This is a genomic window from Flavicella marina (genome assembly GCF_009193215.1).
GTDB lineage: Bacteria > Bacteroidota > Bacteroidia > Flavobacteriales > Flavobacteriaceae > Flavicella > Flavicella marina.
Window position 1 is genome coordinate 95,330 of record NZ_VYVA01000007.1, and the last position, 19,594, is coordinate 114,923.

At 34.0% G+C, this 19,594-nt stretch carries 16 protein-coding genes; 3 read left to right on the plus strand and 13 right to left on the minus strand.

The window, feature by feature from the left end:
• Nucleotides 1-2: 2 nt before the first annotated feature.
• The 13 genes from F6P99_RS13090 to F6P99_RS13150 form a co-directional block, all read right to left on the minus strand.
• Nucleotides 3-2,417 carry a YfhO family protein gene (locus F6P99_RS13090; protein ID WP_226913087.1) on the minus strand — a complete coding sequence of 805 codons (2,415 nt, stop codon included), beginning with the start codon at nt 2,415-2,417 and terminating at the stop codon, nt 3-5.
• Nucleotides 2,418-2,432: 15 nt separating this feature from the next.
• Nucleotides 2,433-4,088 carry a DNA repair protein RecN gene (gene recN / locus F6P99_RS13095; protein ID WP_152287945.1) on the minus strand — a complete coding sequence of 552 codons (1,656 nt, stop codon included), beginning with the start codon at nt 4,086-4,088 and terminating at the stop codon, nt 2,433-2,435.
• A gap of 141 nt (nt 4,089-4,229) precedes the next feature.
• Entirely contained in the window at nt 4,230-5,120 is an 891-nt protein-coding gene (gene porD, locus F6P99_RS13100) for a type IX secretion system protein PorD (protein ID WP_152287946.1), read from the minus strand.
• Nucleotides 5,113-6,324 carry a bifunctional phosphopantothenoylcysteine decarboxylase/phosphopantothenate--cysteine ligase CoaBC gene (gene coaBC, locus F6P99_RS13105; protein WP_152287947.1) on the minus strand — a complete coding sequence of 404 codons (1,212 nt, stop codon included), beginning with the start codon at nt 6,322-6,324 and terminating at the stop codon, nt 5,113-5,115. The genes porD and coaBC overlap by 8 nt, the downstream gene beginning before the upstream one ends.
• Nucleotides 6,325-6,327: 3 nt before the next feature.
• Nucleotides 6,328-6,654 (minus strand): DNA-directed RNA polymerase subunit omega, encoded by a 327-nt coding sequence (locus F6P99_RS13110; RefSeq protein WP_152287948.1) that lies wholly within the window; start codon nt 6,652-6,654, stop codon nt 6,328-6,330.
• Between the two features lie 12 nt (nt 6,655-6,666).
• Nucleotides 6,667-7,467: an outer membrane protein assembly factor BamD gene (locus F6P99_RS13115; protein ID WP_152287949.1), complete on the minus strand. Its 801-nt coding sequence runs from the start codon at nt 7,465-7,467 to the stop codon at nt 6,667-6,669.
• A gap of 120 nt (nt 7,468-7,587) precedes the next feature.
• The gene (gene dapA, locus F6P99_RS13120; RefSeq protein WP_152287950.1) at nt 7,588-8,475 is read right to left on the minus strand and encodes a 4-hydroxy-tetrahydrodipicolinate synthase; all 888 of its coding nucleotides are present in this window, start codon (nt 8,473-8,475) and stop codon (nt 7,588-7,590) included.
• Nucleotides 8,475-8,999, minus strand: a complete 525-nt coding sequence (locus tag F6P99_RS13125) for a DUF6913 domain-containing protein (RefSeq protein ID WP_152287951.1) — start codon at nt 8,997-8,999, stop codon at nt 8,475-8,477. Before F6P99_RS13125 ends, dapA begins: the two co-directional genes overlap by 1 nt.
• A gap of 124 nt (nt 9,000-9,123) precedes the next feature.
• Nucleotides 9,124-9,399, minus strand: coding sequence for an ATP-dependent Clp protease adaptor ClpS (locus F6P99_RS13130; RefSeq protein ID WP_152287952.1), 276 nt, complete (start codon nt 9,397-9,399; stop codon nt 9,124-9,126).
• A 45-nt stretch (nt 9,400-9,444) separates the two neighbouring features.
• Nucleotides 9,445-10,284: a 50S ribosomal protein L11 methyltransferase gene (gene prmA, locus F6P99_RS13135; RefSeq protein ID WP_152287953.1), complete on the minus strand. Its 840-nt coding sequence runs from the start codon at nt 10,282-10,284 to the stop codon at nt 9,445-9,447.
• Between the two features lie 128 nt (nt 10,285-10,412).
• Nucleotides 10,413-11,174: a triose-phosphate isomerase gene (gene tpiA / locus F6P99_RS13140; RefSeq protein ID WP_152287954.1), complete on the minus strand. Its 762-nt coding sequence runs from the start codon at nt 11,172-11,174 to the stop codon at nt 10,413-10,415.
• Between the two features lie 28 nt (nt 11,175-11,202).
• Nucleotides 11,203-11,700 carry a TlpA disulfide reductase family protein gene (locus F6P99_RS13145; RefSeq protein WP_152287955.1) on the minus strand — a complete coding sequence of 166 codons (498 nt, stop codon included), beginning with the start codon at nt 11,698-11,700 and terminating at the stop codon, nt 11,203-11,205.
• Nucleotides 11,701-11,823: 123 nt separating this feature from the next.
• Entirely contained in the window at nt 11,824-12,900 is a 1,077-nt protein-coding gene (locus tag F6P99_RS13150; RefSeq protein WP_152287956.1) for an ABC transporter permease, read from the minus strand.
• Nucleotides 12,901-13,018: 118 nt separating this feature from the next.
• Between F6P99_RS13150 and uvrA the strand changes: the two genes are divergently transcribed.
• The 3 genes from uvrA to F6P99_RS13165 all read left to right on the plus strand — a co-directional run bounded on the left by uvrA (nt 13,019) and on the right by F6P99_RS13165 (nt 19,490).
• Entirely contained in the window at nt 13,019-15,850 is a 2,832-nt protein-coding gene (gene uvrA / locus F6P99_RS13155) for an excinuclease ABC subunit UvrA (protein ID WP_152287957.1), read from the plus strand.
• An 86-nt stretch (nt 15,851-15,936) separates the two neighbouring features.
• Nucleotides 15,937-16,650 carry an LOG family protein gene (locus tag F6P99_RS13160; RefSeq protein WP_152287958.1) on the plus strand — a complete coding sequence of 238 codons (714 nt, stop codon included), beginning with the start codon at nt 15,937-15,939 and terminating at the stop codon, nt 16,648-16,650.
• A 14-nt stretch (nt 16,651-16,664) separates the two neighbouring features.
• Complete coding sequence (locus tag F6P99_RS13165) at nt 16,665-19,490, plus strand: gluzincin family metallopeptidase (RefSeq protein ID WP_152287959.1); 2,826 nt, start codon at nt 16,665-16,667, stop codon at nt 19,488-19,490.
• Nucleotides 19,491-19,594 lie beyond the last annotated feature (104 nt).

A 19,594-nucleotide genomic window follows, 5' to 3' on the forward strand; every position in this document is an offset into this window, starting at 1 on the left:
TTTTATACACGTTTTCTGTTTTTAAAATAACCAAAAGCCAATATCCCTAAAAAGAAAATCAAAGCTCCTAAATTAATTATATTTCCTTTTGCGATTACTGTTGGCTCAAACTTAAATACTATTTTATGTTCACCAGCAGGTACTTGCAAAGCACGTAGAACATAATTTGCTCTGATATATGGTACTTGTTTACCATCTATATAAGCATTCCAACCATCTTTATAATAAATCTCAGAAAACACCAATAATTGATCTAAATCACTTTGAACTGAATAACTGAATTCATTGGTTTTAAATGCATCTAAAGCAACACTATTCGAGGCTATAGTTTCTGTTTTTTTGTACGCTTCATAAAACTTAGGAAATTCATTTTTATTGACAATTGCAGTCGACTTCGAATTGAAACTCGCCAATGATAAAATTTCTTCATTTGCATTCGAAACAAATTTTACATCATTTACAAACCAAGCATTTCCGTTGGCATCTGAATTTACTTGTAGCGCTTCATTTCCTTCCTCATCGGGTAAAATAAAGTATTTCGTATTCAACATATTCAAGACCTGTAAATTGTTTTTCGCAATATGAAAATCAACTAGCTCTTGATAACGTCCTAATTTCGCAGCATGATACCCCCCTATAGAATTATGAAAGTAAGATGTCGCTCCATCATTCATAAAATTCAATGTAAAATTAGCCACTCTATAGTGACTTTTATCTTTCAATATCGCTTTGTCTATAGATGATTTCACAAATGGTTTTTCAATACGTATCGCCTTGTGAAAATCACTTTCATCAACATATCTTCTTGCTACGCCTACCATATCAAACAATAAAAGCAAGGCCAAACCACCAAATAAAATAGTTTTCTTTAAAGATCCTTTTATATAACCAAACAACAATACTGCAGTAAATAGCACTAACAAAAATGATCGCAAACTATCGTCAAAAAATATAGCTTTTCGATCGGCCTCAATTGCTCCAGAAAAACCTTTGATCATATTGTCATAGGGAGTAGCTCGGTAAAAATCTAATATTGAAGTTCCGAATACAGTAAAAAACAACGCCAAACCACCTACTATATAAAAACTCTTTTTTAAGATGGCTAACTTTTCACTAGTAGACTTTTCTCCAAATAATAATTCTTTCAACCCTAGCATCCCCAAAAGAGGAGCCGCAATTTCAGCTAAAATCTGAATGGATGAAACCGCTCTAAATTTATTGTACAAAGGAATGTAGTTTATAAAGAAATCTGTTACCAATGAAAAATTATGTCCCCAGCTCAGTACAATCGACAAAACAACAGTACCAACTAACCATTTTTTCAACCTTGCTTCCACAAGAAAAATCCCTAGAACAAATAAGAAAACAAATACAGCTCCAATATAAGGGGGACCTGAAACACCTGGTTGACTTCCCCAATAAGTAGGTAAGCTTTTCGAGAAGTCTTTCGCTTGGCGACTGTCAATTCTAGAATTTAATAATGCATAGGTATGAGAGTCTTCTCCGAGATTTTCAACACTAGCACCTCCCATAAACCTTGGAATAAACACATTCAAAGTTTCTAAGACTCCAACACTATACGCGGTAATATAGTCCTTAGACAAGCCCGAAGTTTGCTCTTTTTGCTTACCCTCGGGTGTTATAGTTAATTCACTTTTACCACGAGTACTGTAATCTGCGTATTCTTTTGTTGCTAACAAACTACTCGCATTCATTGCCAAAGCAAGAAACCCAGCGAGAAATAAAACTCCCACTTGTCTAATAAACACTTGCAATTGCTTTTCTTTTACACTTTCAATAAGAACTACTAAGCCCAAAATCAATAATGAAAACAACATATAATAAGTCATTTGTGGATGACTTGTATTTAACTCCAAAGCCAAGGCAATTGTTGTTAAGAAAAACCCAGTCAAATATCTCTTCTGAAAAACTAACAGCACTCCAGCAAAAACCATTGAAATATAACCAATCGCATGTGCCTTTGCATTATGTCCTGCGCCAAAAATTATAATAAAATAGGTTGAAAATCCAAAAGCCAAAGAACCGATAATAGCAAGTTTCCAATCAAATTTCAATACCATTAAGAGTACGAAAAAGCCTAAGAAATATAAAAACAAATAATCTGCAGGTCGCGGTAAAAACCGAATCAAACTGTCTATTTTTTTGATATAATCATTCGGATAATAGGTACTCAGTTGGTACGATGGCATTCCAGAAAAAGCAGCATTAGTCCAATACGGTTCTTCTCCATAAGCCTCACGATAATCAACTATTTCTTTAGACATTCCACGAAATTGCTGGATATCGCTTTGAAATAATTTCTCACCTTTTAATACCGGTGAAAAATACAACAAGGCTACCACTGCAAATACAACTATTGCTATTAAATACGGTGCTATTTTTTTAATTTTCATCATGTTATGTTTTCTCAATTAAGCCTTTAACAGCTCTTTTGCATGCTCTAATGCTGATTCGCTTATGTTTTTACCACCTAAAATCTCTGCCACTTCAATAATTCGTTCTTCTTCATTTAAAGGGCTCAAGAATGTCGTTGTAACACCATCGATGTCTTTTTTATAAACTTTGAAATGATTGTCTCCTTTTGCAGCTATTTGAGGCAAATGGGTTATCGTAATCACTTGCATGTATTGACTCATTTCTTGCATAACCTCTGCAATTTTATTGGAAACTTCTCCGGATACTCCAGTATCAATTTCATCAAAAATAATGGTAGGTAATTTTGTGTATTTTGACAAAATCAATTTCACCCCAAGCATAATTCTCGACAATTCTCCACCAGAGGCAACTTTTTTCAGCTCATCGTAATTTCCACCTTTGTTTGCGGAAAACAAAAATCTTAAATCATCTTTTCCATTCGTATAAAATGAAGTTGCCGGATCAATCGTTATTTGAAAACTTGCATTCTCCATGCCCAACTTAGACAATACTTCTTCCAATTGCTTTGTCAATGTTGGAATCGCAGATTTCCTATTTTTAGAAATTTTATTACAAGTTGCATTCAATTTCATCTCAACAGCAGCAATAGCCGCTTCTTTCTCTTGAATCAATTCAGATGCGTTTTCAACCTGTGAAACCTTAAGTTCGAGTATATCCCTAATTTTCAATAATTCTTCAACAGAAGCCACCATATGCTTTTTCTGCAAGGTATAAATCAACTGCAAACGATCATTCAATCGCTCTAATTCTTCTGGGTTGATTTCAACGTTTTCTATAGATTTCTCTAATTCAAAAACAACATCATCCAATTCTATTTTCAAACTTTCGATACGCTGTTCGTAATTAGCATATTCTTCTGAAAACGAAGCTATTTTAGAAAGAGCTGCTTTTATTTGGTACAATAAATTCTGCACTCCTACTTGCTCATCTGTGGCCAATTGCACACTTTCTGCAAGTGAGCTACTTATCGACTCACTATTGTTTAACTTCTCTAAAGTTTGCTCGAGTTCTTCTTGTTCGTCTGGACTCAAATTTGCTTCAACCAATTCATGGTATAAATGCGAATTGTATGCATACTCTTGTTTTGCTGCTTCTTGACTCTCTAACAAAACCGTGAACTCTTTTTTAAGTTTTTTGTATTTTATCAATTCATCTGAATACGCTTCTAATAGCGTATTATTGTTTGCAAGTGCATCCAGTATTTGAAATTGATAACTCAACTCTGAAAGTTGTGCCGTTTTATGTTGCGAATGAACATCAATTAACTTTTCTTTTAAAGCATGTAGTACAGACAAGGTAACCGGAGTATCATTTACGAAAGCTCTTGATTTACCGCTTGGTAGAATTTCTCTACGAATAATTGTCTCTTCTTCGTAATCCAAATCTTCTTCTTCAAAAAAAGTTTTAAGATCATAAGCTTCAATTGAAAACACACCTTCTATAATACATTTCTTAGAGGTATCTTTTAAACTATTTAAGTCAGCACGGTTTCCCATAACCAAACCTAAAGCACCTAAGACAATAGATTTACCAGCCCCAGTTTCACCGGTTATTATTGATAATCCGTTAGAAAACTCAGTTTTTAACTCTTTAATTAATGCGTAATTTGATATTGATAACGTACTTAACAATGCTTCTTAATTTGTAAGATTTGAATTCTTGAAAGCCGTAAATTTAACGATTCTTTTTGTGAAAATTTGAGTAATGAGACGAATAATAAGCATAAAAAAAGCCTGAATAATATCAGACTGATGATTTATTGAAAATAGCTATTACTTCATTTTTTTCCATTTGCTATTATTGGTCGCAGAAACCCTACTAAGCAAATCTCTTAAATCTTTAGTCTCTAATTTCGGACCTGACTTAAACACCTCAACTACTTCATCCGACTTAGCATCAAAAAAGATACGGAACAAGAATGAGTTTTGACTTCTTTTGTACAAATCTCCAAACGTCATCAGCTGCTCTTTTATCTCTACTTTCGCGCCCAACGGTTCAGATGAAAACACATCCATACCGTACCTGTGATAGCGATACATCACTTGTCGATACTCTCTATGCGCATTGGACATGATTAGATCTACTAAGGAAAAACGGTTCAAAGAGTTTCTTTTTGCCTCCCACCCCGAATAATTTCCTTGTTGCGCTAAATTAACAATATCTAAGGCCTGTTCGTAGTACACATCCCCTCCCTTATTCTGAAAAGTATCTGCATCAATTGCGAGTATCATATACACGTAGTACGACATCAAAGACACCAAGTTTGACTCAAAGGTTGCTGGATTGTAAATCAACGGCTCAAACTCAACATAATCAAAAGAAATAGCATCGTCTTTAAAGTTAAATATGGGGGTTTTATAAGTACTCCCAAACACCGGTCTTACCGCATTTACTTGCAAGGTACCCGAAAAGGTATTGTTATTCCTCGAGTTGATGATCAACGTCATCCCACACTCGATCTTCTCATGATTTTTGTATGATTTATTTGTCCATTGTCTTTTATTCACAAAATCGGACAATGCCCTTTCTAAAGTCTGAAAAACTTGTTTATTACTGACCCCAATTTGATCTGAATTGATAGAAAAAGTACAATTTAATTCTTGTGCCATCGAAATAGAGACACAACAAAAAAATAAAAATATAGTAATGTGTTTTTTAAACATCCGTTCTTTTTAGAATCTCAGAAAAAATATCAGAAGCAACCTCTTCTTTAGACTTTAACGAATATTCAGCAATATTATTGGATGCATCAATCACACAAATTTTATTCGTATCACCACCAAATGCCGCACCTTTATCATTCAAAGAATTCAAAACAATCAAATCAAGATTTTTACGTGCCAATTTTCCTTTTGCATTCGCTACCTCATCATTAGTCTCTAATGCAAAACCAACCAAAAACTGTTCTTTCTTAGAGTTTCCCATAGCAGCCAAAATGTCTTTGGTTGCTTTCAACTCAATTGGCAGATTCCCTTCTTTCTTTTTTATTTTTTGCTTTGCCTTGTTTACTGGAGTGTAGTCTGCAACTGCTGCAGCAGCAATTGCGATATCAACGTTGTCATAATACGAAAACACGGCTTCGTACATCTCTTCTGCACTAACAACATCAACTCTCTTAACCAATGAATGCTTTATTGTCTGAGAAGTTGGTCCTGATACCAAAATAACCTCCGCTCCCAACTCAGCCGCTCTTGATGCGAGTTCGAAACCCATTTTCCCTGAAGAGTGATTCCCAATAAAACGAACTGGATCAATCGCCTCATAAGTAGGGCCGGCTGTAAGCAATACTTTTCTACCTTTTAAAGGTAGTTTTTCTAAAATATCGTTTTCCATAAACGAAACGATATCTTCTGGTTCTGCCATACGTCCTTCTCCAACTAACCCACTTGCAAGCTCTCCACTTGCAGCAGGGATTAAAAGGTTTCCAAACTCTTGAAGTTTAGATATATTATCAGTTGTAGATTGATGTTTAAACATGTCCAAATCCATTGCTGGTGCAAAGTAAACCGGACATTTGGCTGAAAGATAAACAGCTAATAACAAATTATCAACTGTTCCGTGTGTCATTTTCGACAGTGTATTTGCTGTAGCTGGCGCTATCAACATATAATTTGCCCATAAACCTAAATCTACATGATTGTTCCACAATTCATTCTCTTCATTTTTTTCATAAAACGTAGAATGAACTGGATTTTTCGAAAGCGTAGATAAGGTTAACGGAGTGACAAAATCCTTAGAAGCAGGAGTCATAACCACTTGGATTTCGGCTCCTGCTTTTATAAATAATCTAACTAGATGTGCTGTTTTATAGGCTGCAATTCCTGCGGTTACACCTAAAAGAATTTTTTTACCTTTTAAAACACTCATCTACTATTCTTTTTGGTCAGCTGAATTTCTAAAGTAAACTTTATCGTTTAACCACTCTTCAACAGCTAACGCATGCCCTTTTGGTAATTTTTCGTAGAATTTAGATACTTCGATTTGTTCTTTGTTTTCAAAAACCTCATCTAAACTATCGCTATACGTAGCAAACTCATCTAACTTCTCAACCAACTCTTTTTTCAAATCTCCATTGATTTGATCAGCTCTTTTTGCAATGATAGATATTGCCTCATAGATATTCTGTGTAGGCTCTTCTACTTTAGATCTATCATAAGTAACTGTAGTATCTGGTGCATTCGTGTTTTTGTGATCCATTTTAAATATATATTAACTTAATATTAATGCTTTTTCTTCTAATACTTTATCCAATAAATCTTGAGATTCTTCGAGATATATTGAATTCGGATAATTTCTTTTTAATTTTTCAAATGCTTTTTCAGCAGCAACCAAACGTTTATATTTCTTAAGAAAAGTACTTCGCATACTTAATTCGTAAGCCGACTTAAATTTGTAGAAATACGCTTCTTCTCTATATTCAGTTCCTAAAAATTCAGATGTTAGATTATCAAACGCTACAACTGCAGATGAGAAATACCCTATATCGAAATACTGCTTGGCTATTTTAAATGCTTTTGTTTCTAATTTGTATTGCAAAGCCTTCACCATTTCATTTGCCTCAGCCATACGAGGTGAATCTGGATACAAATTGATATACTTTTGAAATGCTACTAAAGCTTCTCTAGTTTCTGTTTGATCTACACTGTATTTCGGAGAAGCTAAAAAATGACATTTCGCTGCATAAAACAATGCCTCTTCTCGTTTTGAACTTTTTGGATAATTCGAGGCAAAACGCTCGAAATAATATGCAGCATTAGCATAATCTTTTGTGTTCATATAAGATTGAGAAACCATAAATTGAATACGTTCCATTTGAGGTTTCCCTTTATATGCAGGAGTAATCATCTCAAACAAACGCAGAGCTTTGTCGAACTTTTGATTTTCATACAACTCAGTCGCCATCTTATATTTCTCTCCTAGACTTCCTTTATTAAGCACTCTATTGTACTCACTACAAGAAGAAAGGATTACGACAAACAGTAAAAGAATTAGTTGTTTCAATTTAAGCATTTTGCAAAATTAATCATTATTTATGAATTAGTAAAGTCATTTTTTACAGAATAACAAACTCAAAAATAAGCTCAAACTGAGAAAATCAAAGGTTTTACCTCCTAAAAATATGTTAATTCATTATTCGCAATAAGCCAGCGCGAACTTTCTTAATTTTTCTTGTAAAGTTTCTGTTGCAGAAACCAATGGCAAACGAACTTCATTTGAAGATCCAATTACATCCAACATAGACAATAATGCTTTAATACCTACTGGATTTCCCTCTTCAAAAATAAGATCTACAACTTCCATCATCTGATAATGCAGTTTGTAAGATTCAGAAACCGATTTATCCAAACCAAGTCGAATCATTTCAGAAAACTCTTTAGGATATGCTTGACCTAAAACAGAAATAACACCGCCACCTCCTGCTAAAGTCATTGGTAATGCAATCATATCATCCCCAGATATTACTAAGAAATCACTAGGCACTAATTGAATCAATTTCATCGCTTGAACCAAATCACCAGCAGCTTCTTTAACAGCGATAATATTCTCGCAATCAACAGCCAACCTAGCAACGGTTTCTGGAGCAATATTTGAACTAGTTCTACCAGGAACATTGTAAATAATCACCGGAACAGGACTCGCATTTGAAATCGCAAGATAATGCTGATATATACCTTCTTGCGATGGCTTGTTGTAATAAGGTGATACTGACAAGATCGCTTGGAACCCAGAAAGATCAAGAGTTTTTAAATCATTGATCACAGTTGAAGTATTGTTTCCTCCAACTCCAAGCACCAAAGGCACGCGACCTGAATTTTTAGCGATGATCGTATTCTTCACAAGCTCTTTTTCTTCAGAAGTCAATGTTACTGATTCTGCCGTAGTACCTAGAACTACAATATACTCGACTCCATTTTCTATTTGAAAATCTACCAATTGCTCTAAAGCAGCGACATCAACACTTTTATCGTCCTTAAATGGAGTTATCAAAGCGGTACCAGTTCCTAAAAATGCTTGCATTATACTTTCTTTAAAATCTTTAAATATTTGACCATCTCTTTGGTAAGAACATCTAAATTTCTTTCCTGATCAGAAATTGACAAATCGTAAAGCGCTTCTTCTTGTGAAGCAAACCCTACTTTAAAATTTGATTGAGAGTGCAAAGTTATTATATTCCAATATAAATTTTCTTCAAATCCGTAATTTATCAACAAGTCGTATTCATTTTTAACAAATTCCTGAAGCTTGTTTAATTTTAAACTTCCATACCAACCAAAGTCCTTTTCATTGATCTCAAAGTCAGCATATGTTTCTTTTTTTTCAAAAGGTTTAAAGACCAAAAGCTCAATATTTTCCATCGGAATTTTGAACTCTTGTGTTAAAACATTCAAAGTTTGGTTGCTTTTTAGTAACTGAGCTTCTTCCATCAAAACTCCAATACTCTTAATTACTTTGGTATTTCTATTGCGAGATACCTTAGAAAAAGCTAATTTCTCTTTTTGATATCTCTTAAGGGTATATTTTTTCTTGAGTTTTGAAAACATAGGAAGCCTCTTTCGTTTCCAACAAAACTAGTTATTTTAATTTTTCTATCAATTGAAAAGTATAAAATTCACAAAAAAAACAGCAACCAAATTCGGTCACTGTTTTGTATTCATTTTAATTTTCTTAAACAATCTCAGCCGAAAGCCCTAACTCTTGAAGTTTTGAGCATTTAGGCTCTAACTCCTTATACTCACCGGTTTTCACTGCACATTTTCCTTTGTAATGCACAAGTATAGTACATTGCTCTGCTTGCTCAAGGGTATGTTCACAAACACTGATCAATGCATCAATAACAAAATCAAAAGTGTTCACATCGTCATTATGCAAAACAATTTCATGCTTCGGTGTCAACATCTCTAAGACATCAACTTCTTCTTGAATTTTTTCCTTTACACTCATCTTCTATAGTTATACTAATTAACTTTTTTCTAGACTGTTACAAAATTACGCATTTTTTAAATATCGCAAAGAAACCCATTTATTTCTTTCTAACTGATGCTGCAATCTCATGCCTAAAGCTGAAGCTTTTTCATCTAATAGCGGAATATCTTCAGCATAAAAACCACTCAACAACAAGGTACCGCCATTATTCAAACAAGCTCCGTATGTTGCCAAATCATTTAACAGAATATTTCTATTGATGTTTGCAATTATCACATCGTATTGCTTTCCTTCCAACAAGCTAGCCTCTCCTTCATACGAAGTAATTTGCTTGCAATCATTTCTTTCTACGTTTTCTACTGTATTCAAATAACACCAATTATCAATATCAATGGCATCGATAGGCTGTGCTCCTTTCATCTCAGCAAATATTGCTAAAATTCCTGTTCCACATCCCATATCTAAGGTCTTCTTACCTTTTAAATCTAAATCCAATAAATGCTGCACCATCATATGAGTTGTTTCATGATGTCCTGTACCAAAACTCATTTTCGGCTCGATTACAATATCATACTCGAGATTTGGGTTTTCGTGAAACGGTGCTCTAATCGAAACTTTTTCATCAACTTGAATTGGAGAAAAGTTCTTTTCCCATTCACTATTCCAGTTCACTTGCTCTATTTCTTCTTGCGTATACTGAATATCAAACTCTTCAGAATTCAACACATACACCTCTTTCAACAGTTCTTCGTTAAACTCTTCTTTTTGAATATATGCAATCACTCCTTCTTCATTTTCAACAAAACTTTCGAAACCTGCATAACCTAATTCAGCTATTAACATTTCTGTTGCTGGCTCTCTAGGCGTTACCACAAAAGTAAAACCATAATAAATCGCATTCATACCTTATAAATTTAGAACTGCAAAGATAGTTAGAACTTAGACTTTACACCACAATCTTTGCTTAAAAATATTGCATAAAAAAACACCGTTAACCAAAAGCTAACGGTGTTTTTTATCTTTATCTATACTTATTGAATTGCTTCAATAATAGCAATAAAATCAGTAGCTTGCAATGCAGCACCACCAATCAAACCACCATCTACATCTTCTTTAGAGAAAATTTCTTTCGCGTTACCAGGCTTACAAGAACCTCCATATAAAATAGAAACCTCTTCTGCCAAAGCAGCATCATATTTATCAGCTACAATTTTTCTGATAAATGCATGCATTTCTTGTGCTTGATCAGCACTTGCAGTTTCACCTGTACCAATTGCCCAAACTGGCTCGTATGCCAAAACAATATTTTTCCAAGCTGCAGCTTCTAAACCAAACAATGCATTAGAAATTTGAGATTCTACTACAGCAAAGTGATTTCCTGATTTACGATCTTCTAAGACCTCTCCAAAACAGAAAATTACTTCTAAGTTATTTGCCAAAGCAGCAGTTACTTTTTCTGCCAACAATGCATCAGACTCACCAAAATACTCTCTTCTTTCTGAATGCCCTAAAATCACAGATTTCAAACCAATAGAAGTCAACATCTCTCCAGAAATTTCACCTGTAAAAGCACCACTCTTTGCCTGGTGCATATTTTGAGCAGCAACCTCTACAACAGAACCTTCTGTAACTTCTTTTACTGAAGTTAAGTTTACAAACGTTGGAGCTACAACAACTCTTGTGTTAGTTAAGTTTTTATCTTTTAAACCTTCTACCAATCCATTAGCTAACGCCTTTGAAGCTGCTAAGTCGTTGTTCATTTTCCAGTTACCTGCTACAATTTTACTTCTCATTTTATTTATTTTAATCGTTTATTTTAATTTATACTTTTTCCTTTATTGACTCTTCGAGGTTCGGATCTATGGCTTTCGTAGCTTTAAATAAACTAATTTCACCTGATGGGTTTACCACAATATATCTTGGTATCCAATCCAAATCTATCGATTTATTAAAATCACTTCTCCATCCATTCGGAATAAAGTAGTGTTCTCCTGCTACTTTGTATTTTTTAATTCCTTTTTTCCAAGAAGCTATATCTTTATCTAAGGAAAGAAATAAATAAATAGCATCCGGATATGTTTCTTGAAGTTCTTTTACCCTAGGCATTCCTGCGATACAATCTCCACACCAAGACGCCCAAATATCAATAATTACCTTTTTGCCTTTATAACTATTGATAATCTTTGCAAACGTGAACTCATTCCCTTCTGTATCTAGCATTACATCACCTAAAGCCTTTTTAGAAAAATGGGTTTTATCTTGTGCTTTGGTACAAGCCACTAGCACTATTAACAAAAGAAAAACTATATGTTTTCTCATCTTTTTTTACGTTTTTAACGTTATAAGATTTCACCTATAACAAGACCACAAACTTACAGCTAAATCCTTAGATAAAAAAGCTTTATGAATACAGGAATACTTAAACGTTTTCGACCAAAACATTTAGTCAATTCTAACCTTTGGATCTAACCAACTATAAACAATATCTACAAAAATATTTATCAAAATAAACAAACTTGCGATTACCAACACTGCCCCCATGATTACAGGCTGATCCAATGTATTCAAAGCCTCTACAATTTCTTTCCCTAGTCCGTTCCAATTAAAAATATACTCTACGAAAACGGCCCCTGCCAACATAGAAGCAAACCAACCAGAGATGGCGGTAATTACTGGATTTAATGAATTTTTAAAAGCATGGTTTTTAATGATTTGAAATCCAGTCAATCCTTTTGCCTTAGCAGTTCGAATATAGTCTTGATTCAAAACTTCTAACAATGAATTTCGCATCAATTGAACAACAACAGCCAAAGGACGAATACCCAAAACTATCGCAGGCAGGATCAGATTTTTTAACTGCAACACGACTCCTTCTCCAAAATCATCAACTTCATACAAACTTCCTGTCATATTCAAATGGGTATATTCTTTCAATACAAAACCAAAGAACCAAGCAAATAATATCGCAGATAAAAACGAGGGTAAACTCATACCCAACGTACTAACAACAGCTATAAAACGATCAAAAAAAGAATCTTTGTACAAAGCAGAGAAAATCCCAAGTAAAATTCCAATAAACAAAGCAATCCCAATGGAAGCTATTGCCAAAATTGCCGTATTGGGTAATGTTTCTAAAATTATTTTCCCAACAGATTTCCCATTTTTCTGAAAAGAATTACGCAAATATGGTGTTTTAAGAGCTATAACAAACGTTCCCATGGAAAATTGAGTCATAACATTGTATTTGTCGACATCTAAAAATGTAAAATCATCTTGATTTTTACTATGAAATGAAACCAATGAAATATCATTAATATAATATAAGTACTGCGTAGAAAGTGATTTATCAAAACCGTATTTTTTCTTCACACTCAACAGCTGTTCACTATCTTGTCGCTGATCCAAAAGCATTCGAGCAGGATCGCCTGGTAATACATTGAACAATAAAAACACGACAGTTGCCACTCCAAACAAAGTGAAAACACCATACCCTAATTTTTGAAAAACGTGCTGAATCATACTCAAACAAATGTATGAAATATATTCACTAACAAACACGAAAAACTATTTCGGAATCTCATCAAACAGATAAGTTATTTTTACTTTTTAAGTTATCTTTGTGTTTTTTTGAAAAAATATGGAGCAGACGCAAGAATATATTGAAGTTCTAGGAGCTAGAGCACACAACCTTAAAAACATTGACATAAAAATTCCACGTGAAAAACTAGTAGTTATTACTGGTTTAAGTGGTAGTGGAAAATCTTCCTTAGCTTTTGATACCATTTATGCGGAAGGGCAAAGAAGATATATAGAAACATTCTCTGCCTATGCTCGTCAATTTTTAGGAGGACTAGAAAGACCTGATGTTGACAAAATTGATGGATTGTCTCCTGTAATTTCTATCGAGCAAAAAACTACGAACAAAAATCCTCGCTCTACAGTTGGAACCATCACAGAAATTTATGATTTTCTGCGATTATTATTTGCAAGAGCTGCCGATGCTTATTCTTACGAGACTGAAGAAAAAATGGTGAGTTACACCAACGAGCAAATTCAAGAACTTATCTTAAATGATTACTACGACAAAAAAACAATTATACTTGCTCCTGTTGTTAAATCAAGAAAAGGGCACTACCGTGAGTTATTTGAGCAGATTTCGAAGCAAGGATTTGTGAAAGTAAGAGTTGACGGTGAAATTAGAGATATTGAAAAAGGAATGCGTCTAGACCGATACAAAACACATGATATAGAAATCGTGGTGGATAGATTGGTTGTAAACAAAGAAAACATAAAACGCTTGGAAGAGAGCATTAAAACTGCCCTCTATGCTGGAGAAAATATTTTGATGGTAATCGAACATCGAGGTGAAAAACCAAGATATTTCAGTAAAAATTTAATGTGCCCTACTACAGGAATTGCTTACCCGAATCCCGAACCGAATTCCTTTTCTTTCAACTCTCCTAAAGGTGCATGCGACACTTGTAACGGATTAGGTGTTGTAAAGCACACAACATTTCAAAAATTAGTTCCGGATGATTCTATTTCAATTGCCGCAGGTGGATTTGCTCCCTTAGGCGAACAAAAAAACAGTTGGATCTTCAAACAATTACAAGTAATCGCTGATCGCTTCAACTTCAAACTCACAGACCCAATTAAAAAAATTCCAAGTGAAGCTTTAGAAGTAATTTTAAATGGAGGAAAAGAAAAATTTGAAATCAATTCGAAAACCTTAGGAGTCACAAGAAAATACGAAATTGATTTTGAAGGTATCAATGCCTTTATCAGTGATCAATACCACAACAGTGAATCTTCATCAATAAAGCGTTGGGCAAAAGGCTTTATGGACGAAAGCAATTGTGCTACTTGCAACGGAAATCGTTTGAAAAAAGAATCGTTACATTTTAAAGTTTTAGGTAAAAACATCTCTGAGCTTTCTAAAATGGATGTCAATGAATTAGCTACATGGTTTGCAGAACTAGAGCCTCAACTAAGCGATAATCAAAAAATAATTGGTGCAGAAATCATCAAGGAAATAAAAACAAGAATTCAGTTTTTGTTAGATGTTGGTCTCGATTATTTAACACTCGACAGAACCTCTAAATCTCTATCAGGGGGTGAAGCACAAAGAATAAGACTTGCAACTCAGATTGGTTCGCAATTGGTTGGGGTATTGTATATTTTAGATGAACCAAGTATTGGATTACACCAAAGAGACAACGAACGGTTGATTCAATCATTAGTAAAACTTAGAGACCTTGGAAATTCTGTATTGGTTGTTGAACACGATCAAGATATGATGGAATGCGCCGACTACGTACTTGATATTGGACCTGGAGCAGGCAGACATGGTGGAGAAATCGTAAGCAAAGGTACCTTTGAAGAAATGAAAAAAGAAAGTACACTTACGGCAGATTATTTAACGAAAAGAAAAGAAATCACTGTACCAAAAACTAGACGTAAAGGCAATGGTAAAGAACTGATATTAAAAGGAGCCAGTGGCAACAATTTAAAGAACGTTACTGCCAAGTTTCCTTTAGGAAAAATGATTTGTGTAACCGGAGTTTCAGGAAGTGGAAAATCTTCACTTATAAACGGGACATTATATCCTATTTTAAACAAACATATATATCGAGGTGTCAAAGAACCGATGCCATACACTTCTATAAAAGGACTAGAACATATCGACAAAATTATTGATATTGACCAGAGTCCGATTGGAAGAACTCCTCGTTCGAATCCAGCAACATATACAGGTGTTTTTAGTGAAATAAGAAGCTTATTCGCTAAAACCCCAGAAGCCATGATTCGTGGTTACAAAGCAGGTAGATTCTCTTTCAATGTGAAAGGTGGCCGTTGTGAAACATGTCAAGGTGGTGGCCTGAGAGTTATCGAGATGAACTTCTTACCTGATGTTCATGTAGAATGTGAAACTTGTCAAGGCAAACGTTTTAACAGAGAAACGCTAGAAGTTCGATACAAAGGAAAATCTATTTCTGATGTTCTAAACATGACCATTAACGAAGCTGTGGTGTTCTTCGAATCGATTCCAAAAATCTACAAAAAAATTAAAACCATTCAAGATGTTGGATTGGGATACATCACCTTAGGACAACAGTCAACAACCTTATCTGGTGGTGAAGCACAACGTATCAAACTTGCATCTGAATTATCTAAAAAAGACACTGGAAACACTTTTTACATACTCGACGAACCAACTACAGGTCTGCATTTTGAAGACATCAATGTGTTGATGAAAGTTTTAAACACGCTTACAGACAAAGGAAATACGGTATTGATAATTGAACACAATATGGACGTAATCAAACTTGCAGATCATATCATTGATGTAGGATTAGAAGGTGGAAAAAAAGGAGGTACAATTCTTTGCACAGGAACCCCTGAAAGCATTGTCAAAAACAAAAAAAGTTATACCGCAAAATTTTTACAAAAAGAACTCTTGCGAGCTTGATGTAAAAACTGTATCATTAAGCTATAGAAGAATCTAGGTTTGCTAACCTCGATTTTTCTAAGTTTTAAACACAAAAACACTGAAATATGACACCAAACGACGATAGAAAAATACGAGAAAAATTCACTCCAAAAACCTGGAATGAAACCAAGACAAATGATTCTTGGGCCATCTTTAAAATTATGTCTGAATTCGTAGAAGGTTATGAAAGACTTAGTAAAATTGGACCTTCGGTAAGTATTTTTGGTTCAGCAAGAACAAAACCTGAAGACAAATATTACAAACTTGCCGAAGAAATCGGATACAAGCTTTGTAAAAACGGATATGGTGTTATCACTGGTGGAGGACCTGGAATTATGGAAGCTGGAAACAAAGGTGCACACCGTGCAAACGGAACCTCTGTGGGACTAAACATAGAATTGCCCTTTGAACAAAACGACAACCCATACATCTCTAACGGAATGAGTTTAGATTTCGATTATTTTTTCGTTAGAAAAGTAATGTTTGTTAAATACTCTCAAGGATTTATTGTGATGCCTGGAGGATTTGGTACACTAGACGAATTATTCGAAGCTATTACACTGATTCAAACAAAAAAAATCGGTCGTTTCCCTATCGTTTTGGTTAGTTGTGATTTCTGGTGCGGAATCATCGACTGGATTAAAAAAGTACTGCTAGAAGAAAACGCCACAATCAGTGAAGAAGACTTGAATTTATTTAGAATTGTAGACACGGCAGATGAAGCCATAGACCATTTAAATAAATTCTATGCTAAATATAGTTTAAAACCTAACTTTTAAGCCATATTTCAACTGTGAAAAAATTAGAACTTTTACTTATTTTTTTATCAGTTATTGCCTCTGTTGGAAACGCGCAAAAATCAAAAATCGACATCAAAGCTTTACTGCTCGCCGATTACGATCAATTAGCTATTCAACAGAGAATTACTTATGTGAATACAAGTAGTGACAGCTTAGAAAATGTTGTTCTTCACAACTGGCCAAATAGTTTCAAAGACAATAACACCACGCTAACAACGAGAATGTTAGAAAACTTTAAAAAATCACTTTATTTTGCCGATTCAATTGACAGGGGGAACACTAACTTACACAGAATTCGAGTGAACTCAAAGCCAGTGGCATATAGCGAATTCGAAAACAAATCAGATATTCTTGAGATTGTTTTAAATGAAAAATTAGCTCCAAAAGATAGCGTCAGTATCTCCCTAAATTACCGCACAAAAATCCCAAATAGTAAATTCACGAGCTACGGAAAAAACGGCAACGAAGACTATATCCTACGTTATTGGTATCTTGTGCCCGCGGTTAGAGAAGGCAATCAATGGAAAGCTTATAGCAATCAAGACATCGATCATATGTATATGGAAGTAATGGATTATGACCTACAAATCCACGTTCCAATAAACTATCATGTCAATTCTGACTTAAAAAGCTTAAAAACTTATTCGAAAAATTTAGCAAATTATAAATTAACGGGTAAAAACAGGGTTGACATTCAACTAAACATCACTAAAGAAAAGAGCTATCCTCATTACAAAACCGACCATGTACTTGTCGTTTCTGACTTAAACGATGAAAAACTACCTAAAGTCTTAAAAAAATCTGTTATCAATCGAGAAATTGCCTTTATTGAAAAACACCTAGGCTCGTTTCCTCACAATAAAATTATGGTCGATCAAACGACTGCAAATAAAAACAGGGTTTATGGATTGGATGTTCCTGAGTTCTTGAGTGATTTTTCTGATGTATTTAAATGGGATATTCGTTTTTTCAAAGCCTTATCGAAACGAATAGTAGAAGAAATGGTTATTGTTAATAAAAACGAAGACTACTGGCTTCCAGAAGGTATAGAAATATATTTATTGATGGAATATTGTAAAGAATTTTATCCAGAAGCGAAAATACTCGGTAATCTATCTGATATATGGGGATTGAGAACCTTAAACCTTACTCAAATGGATTTCAATGCCAAATATCCGTTTATGTATCAATTCACTGCCAGAAAAAACTTAGACCAACCATTGACCACTAGAATAGATTCGCTCTCTAATTTTAATAGAAAAATAGTCAATAGTTATAAAGCGGGTCTTGGATTGCGTTATCTAGAAAACTATCTTGAAGAAAACGTTTTAAAAAACAGTTTAAAAGAATATGTTGTAGTCGATAAATTTAAAACCAACTCAACTCAACTATTCGAAGAAATACTAACTTCTAACACCTCCAAAGACTTAGCATGGTTTTTTGGTGATTATCTGCATTCAAAGAAAAAAATAGATTACACCATAAAAAAAGTAAAAACCGTAAAAGATTCAGTCTACGTCACCATTAAAAATAAAAGAAATTTTTCTGCTCCAGTCGCTTTATATGGAGTAAAAAACAAAAAAATTGAATGGAAAAAATGGATACCCAATATAGATTCTACAGAAACTATCGCAATCGAAAAAGGTGATTATAATAAGGTTTCTCTTAATTATGAATATTTGTACCCTGAATTCAACCAACGTGACAATTGGAAAAATGTAAAAACAAAACTATTTGAAAGACCCTTACAATTAAAACCTATCAAAGACCTTGATGACCCCTATTATACACAAGTTTTTTACAGACCGAGAGTTGGTTACAATTATTATGACGGACTAATTTTAGGGATTCAATTTCACAATAAAGCAATCCTAGAAAAAACCTTTGAATACAAAATTGTACCTACGTATAGTTTCAAAAGTAACAACGCTTCAGGTGGCTTTTCTTTTGCCTATAATGTCCACCCAGAAGAAACATCAATTTACAAACTTTCTTTCGCTTTAGGTGGGTCTAGTTTTCACTACGACAGAGACTTTCGGTACAGTACATTAACCCCGAGTGCTACTTTATATTTCAAAAGGAAAAATTTACGTACTCCAGGAAATAATTTTATTCGATTAAAGTACCATATCGTTGATAAAGAAATTGCTCCAGGAATTGAAAAATCAAACGAAGACAAATACAATCTCTGGAAACTTACCTATAGTTATTCAAAACCAGAATTGATTAACGATTTTAGATTTATGACTAATTTAGAAACTGGGTCATTTTTTAGCAAGGTTAGTGCTGATTTTAGGTATCGAAAATTAACTAAACACAACAAACAATTAGATTTTAGGTTATATGGTGGAGCATTCATAGGCAACCAAACCGACCCTGATTCTGACTACTTTAGTTACGGATTGAGTAAACCACAAGACTATTTATTCGAATACAACCTTTATGGGCGCGAAGAAGATGCTGGTTTTTTATACCAACAGTATATAATTGCCGAAGGTGGTTTCAAGTCATTTTTTAACGAACCACACAAACGATTTGCTAATCGTTGGATCACTACACTAAACACTAGTTTTAGCATTTGGAACTGGATAGAAATATACAATGACATAGGATTGTTAAAAAGTGCAAATTCACCGGTTTTTTTTGGATACGAAACAGGAATTCGCTTCAATTTTATGCACGAAATCTTTGAACTATACATCCCTGTCTATTCTAATAACGGGTGGGAAATGAATAATAATTATTTCGATAAAATAAGATTTACATTCGTTTTAGAACCACTAAAAATATTTAATTCTGCCAGAAGAGGATTTCTTTAGTCAAGAAATATTTTTATGTAAACAATCACTCCAAAACAGCTTATTCACTTAGTATCAGTCAATAAACCTCTTTTTAATTTCCATTAAAAAGCAGTAGCTTTGCA

Excerpts from the sequence above, each read along its gene's own strand:
- coaBC (WP_152287947.1), bottom strand. The coding sequence starts at position 6,324 with ATGAGTGTTTTAAAAGGTAAAAAAATTCTTTTAGGTGTAACCGCAGGA.
- F6P99_RS13125 (WP_152287951.1), bottom strand. The coding sequence starts at position 8,999 with ATGTTTTCAAAACTCAAGAAAAAATATACCCTTAAGAGATATCAAAAA.
- prmA (WP_152287953.1), bottom strand. The coding sequence starts at position 10,284 with ATGAATGCGATTTATTATGGTTTTACTTTTGTGGTAACGCCTAGAGAG.
- dapA (WP_152287950.1), bottom strand. The coding sequence starts at position 8,475 with ATGCAAGCATTTTTAGGAACTGGTACCGCTTTGATAACTCCATTTAAG.
- F6P99_RS13115 (WP_152287949.1), bottom strand. The coding sequence starts at position 7,467 with ATGCTTAAATTGAAACAACTAATTCTTTTACTGTTTGTCGTAATCCTT.
- F6P99_RS13145 (WP_152287955.1), bottom strand. The coding sequence starts at position 11,700 with ATGAGAAAACATATAGTTTTTCTTTTGTTAATAGTGCTAGTGGCTTGT.
- uvrA (WP_152287957.1), top strand. The coding sequence starts at position 13,019 with ATGGAGCAGACGCAAGAATATATTGAAGTTCTAGGAGCTAGAGCACAC.
- F6P99_RS13090 (WP_226913087.1), bottom strand. The coding sequence starts at position 2,417 with ATGATGAAAATTAAAAAAATAGCACCGTATTTAATAGCAATAGTTGTA.
- tpiA (WP_152287954.1), bottom strand. The coding sequence starts at position 11,174 with ATGAGAAGTAAAATTGTAGCAGGTAACTGGAAAATGAACAACGACTTA.
- F6P99_RS13150 (WP_152287956.1), bottom strand. The coding sequence starts at position 12,900 with ATGATTCAGCACGTTTTTCAAAAATTAGGGTATGGTGTTTTCACTTTG.
- F6P99_RS13110 (WP_152287948.1), bottom strand. The coding sequence starts at position 6,654 with ATGGATCACAAAAACACGAATGCACCAGATACTACAGTTACTTATGAT.
- F6P99_RS13160 (WP_152287958.1), top strand. The coding sequence starts at position 15,937 with ATGACACCAAACGACGATAGAAAAATACGAGAAAAATTCACTCCAAAA.
- F6P99_RS13130 (WP_152287952.1), bottom strand. The coding sequence starts at position 9,399 with ATGAGTGTAAAGGAAAAAATTCAAGAAGAAGTTGATGTCTTAGAGATG.
- porD (WP_152287946.1), bottom strand. The coding sequence starts at position 5,120 with ATGTTTAAAAAACACATTACTATATTTTTATTTTTTTGTTGTGTCTCT.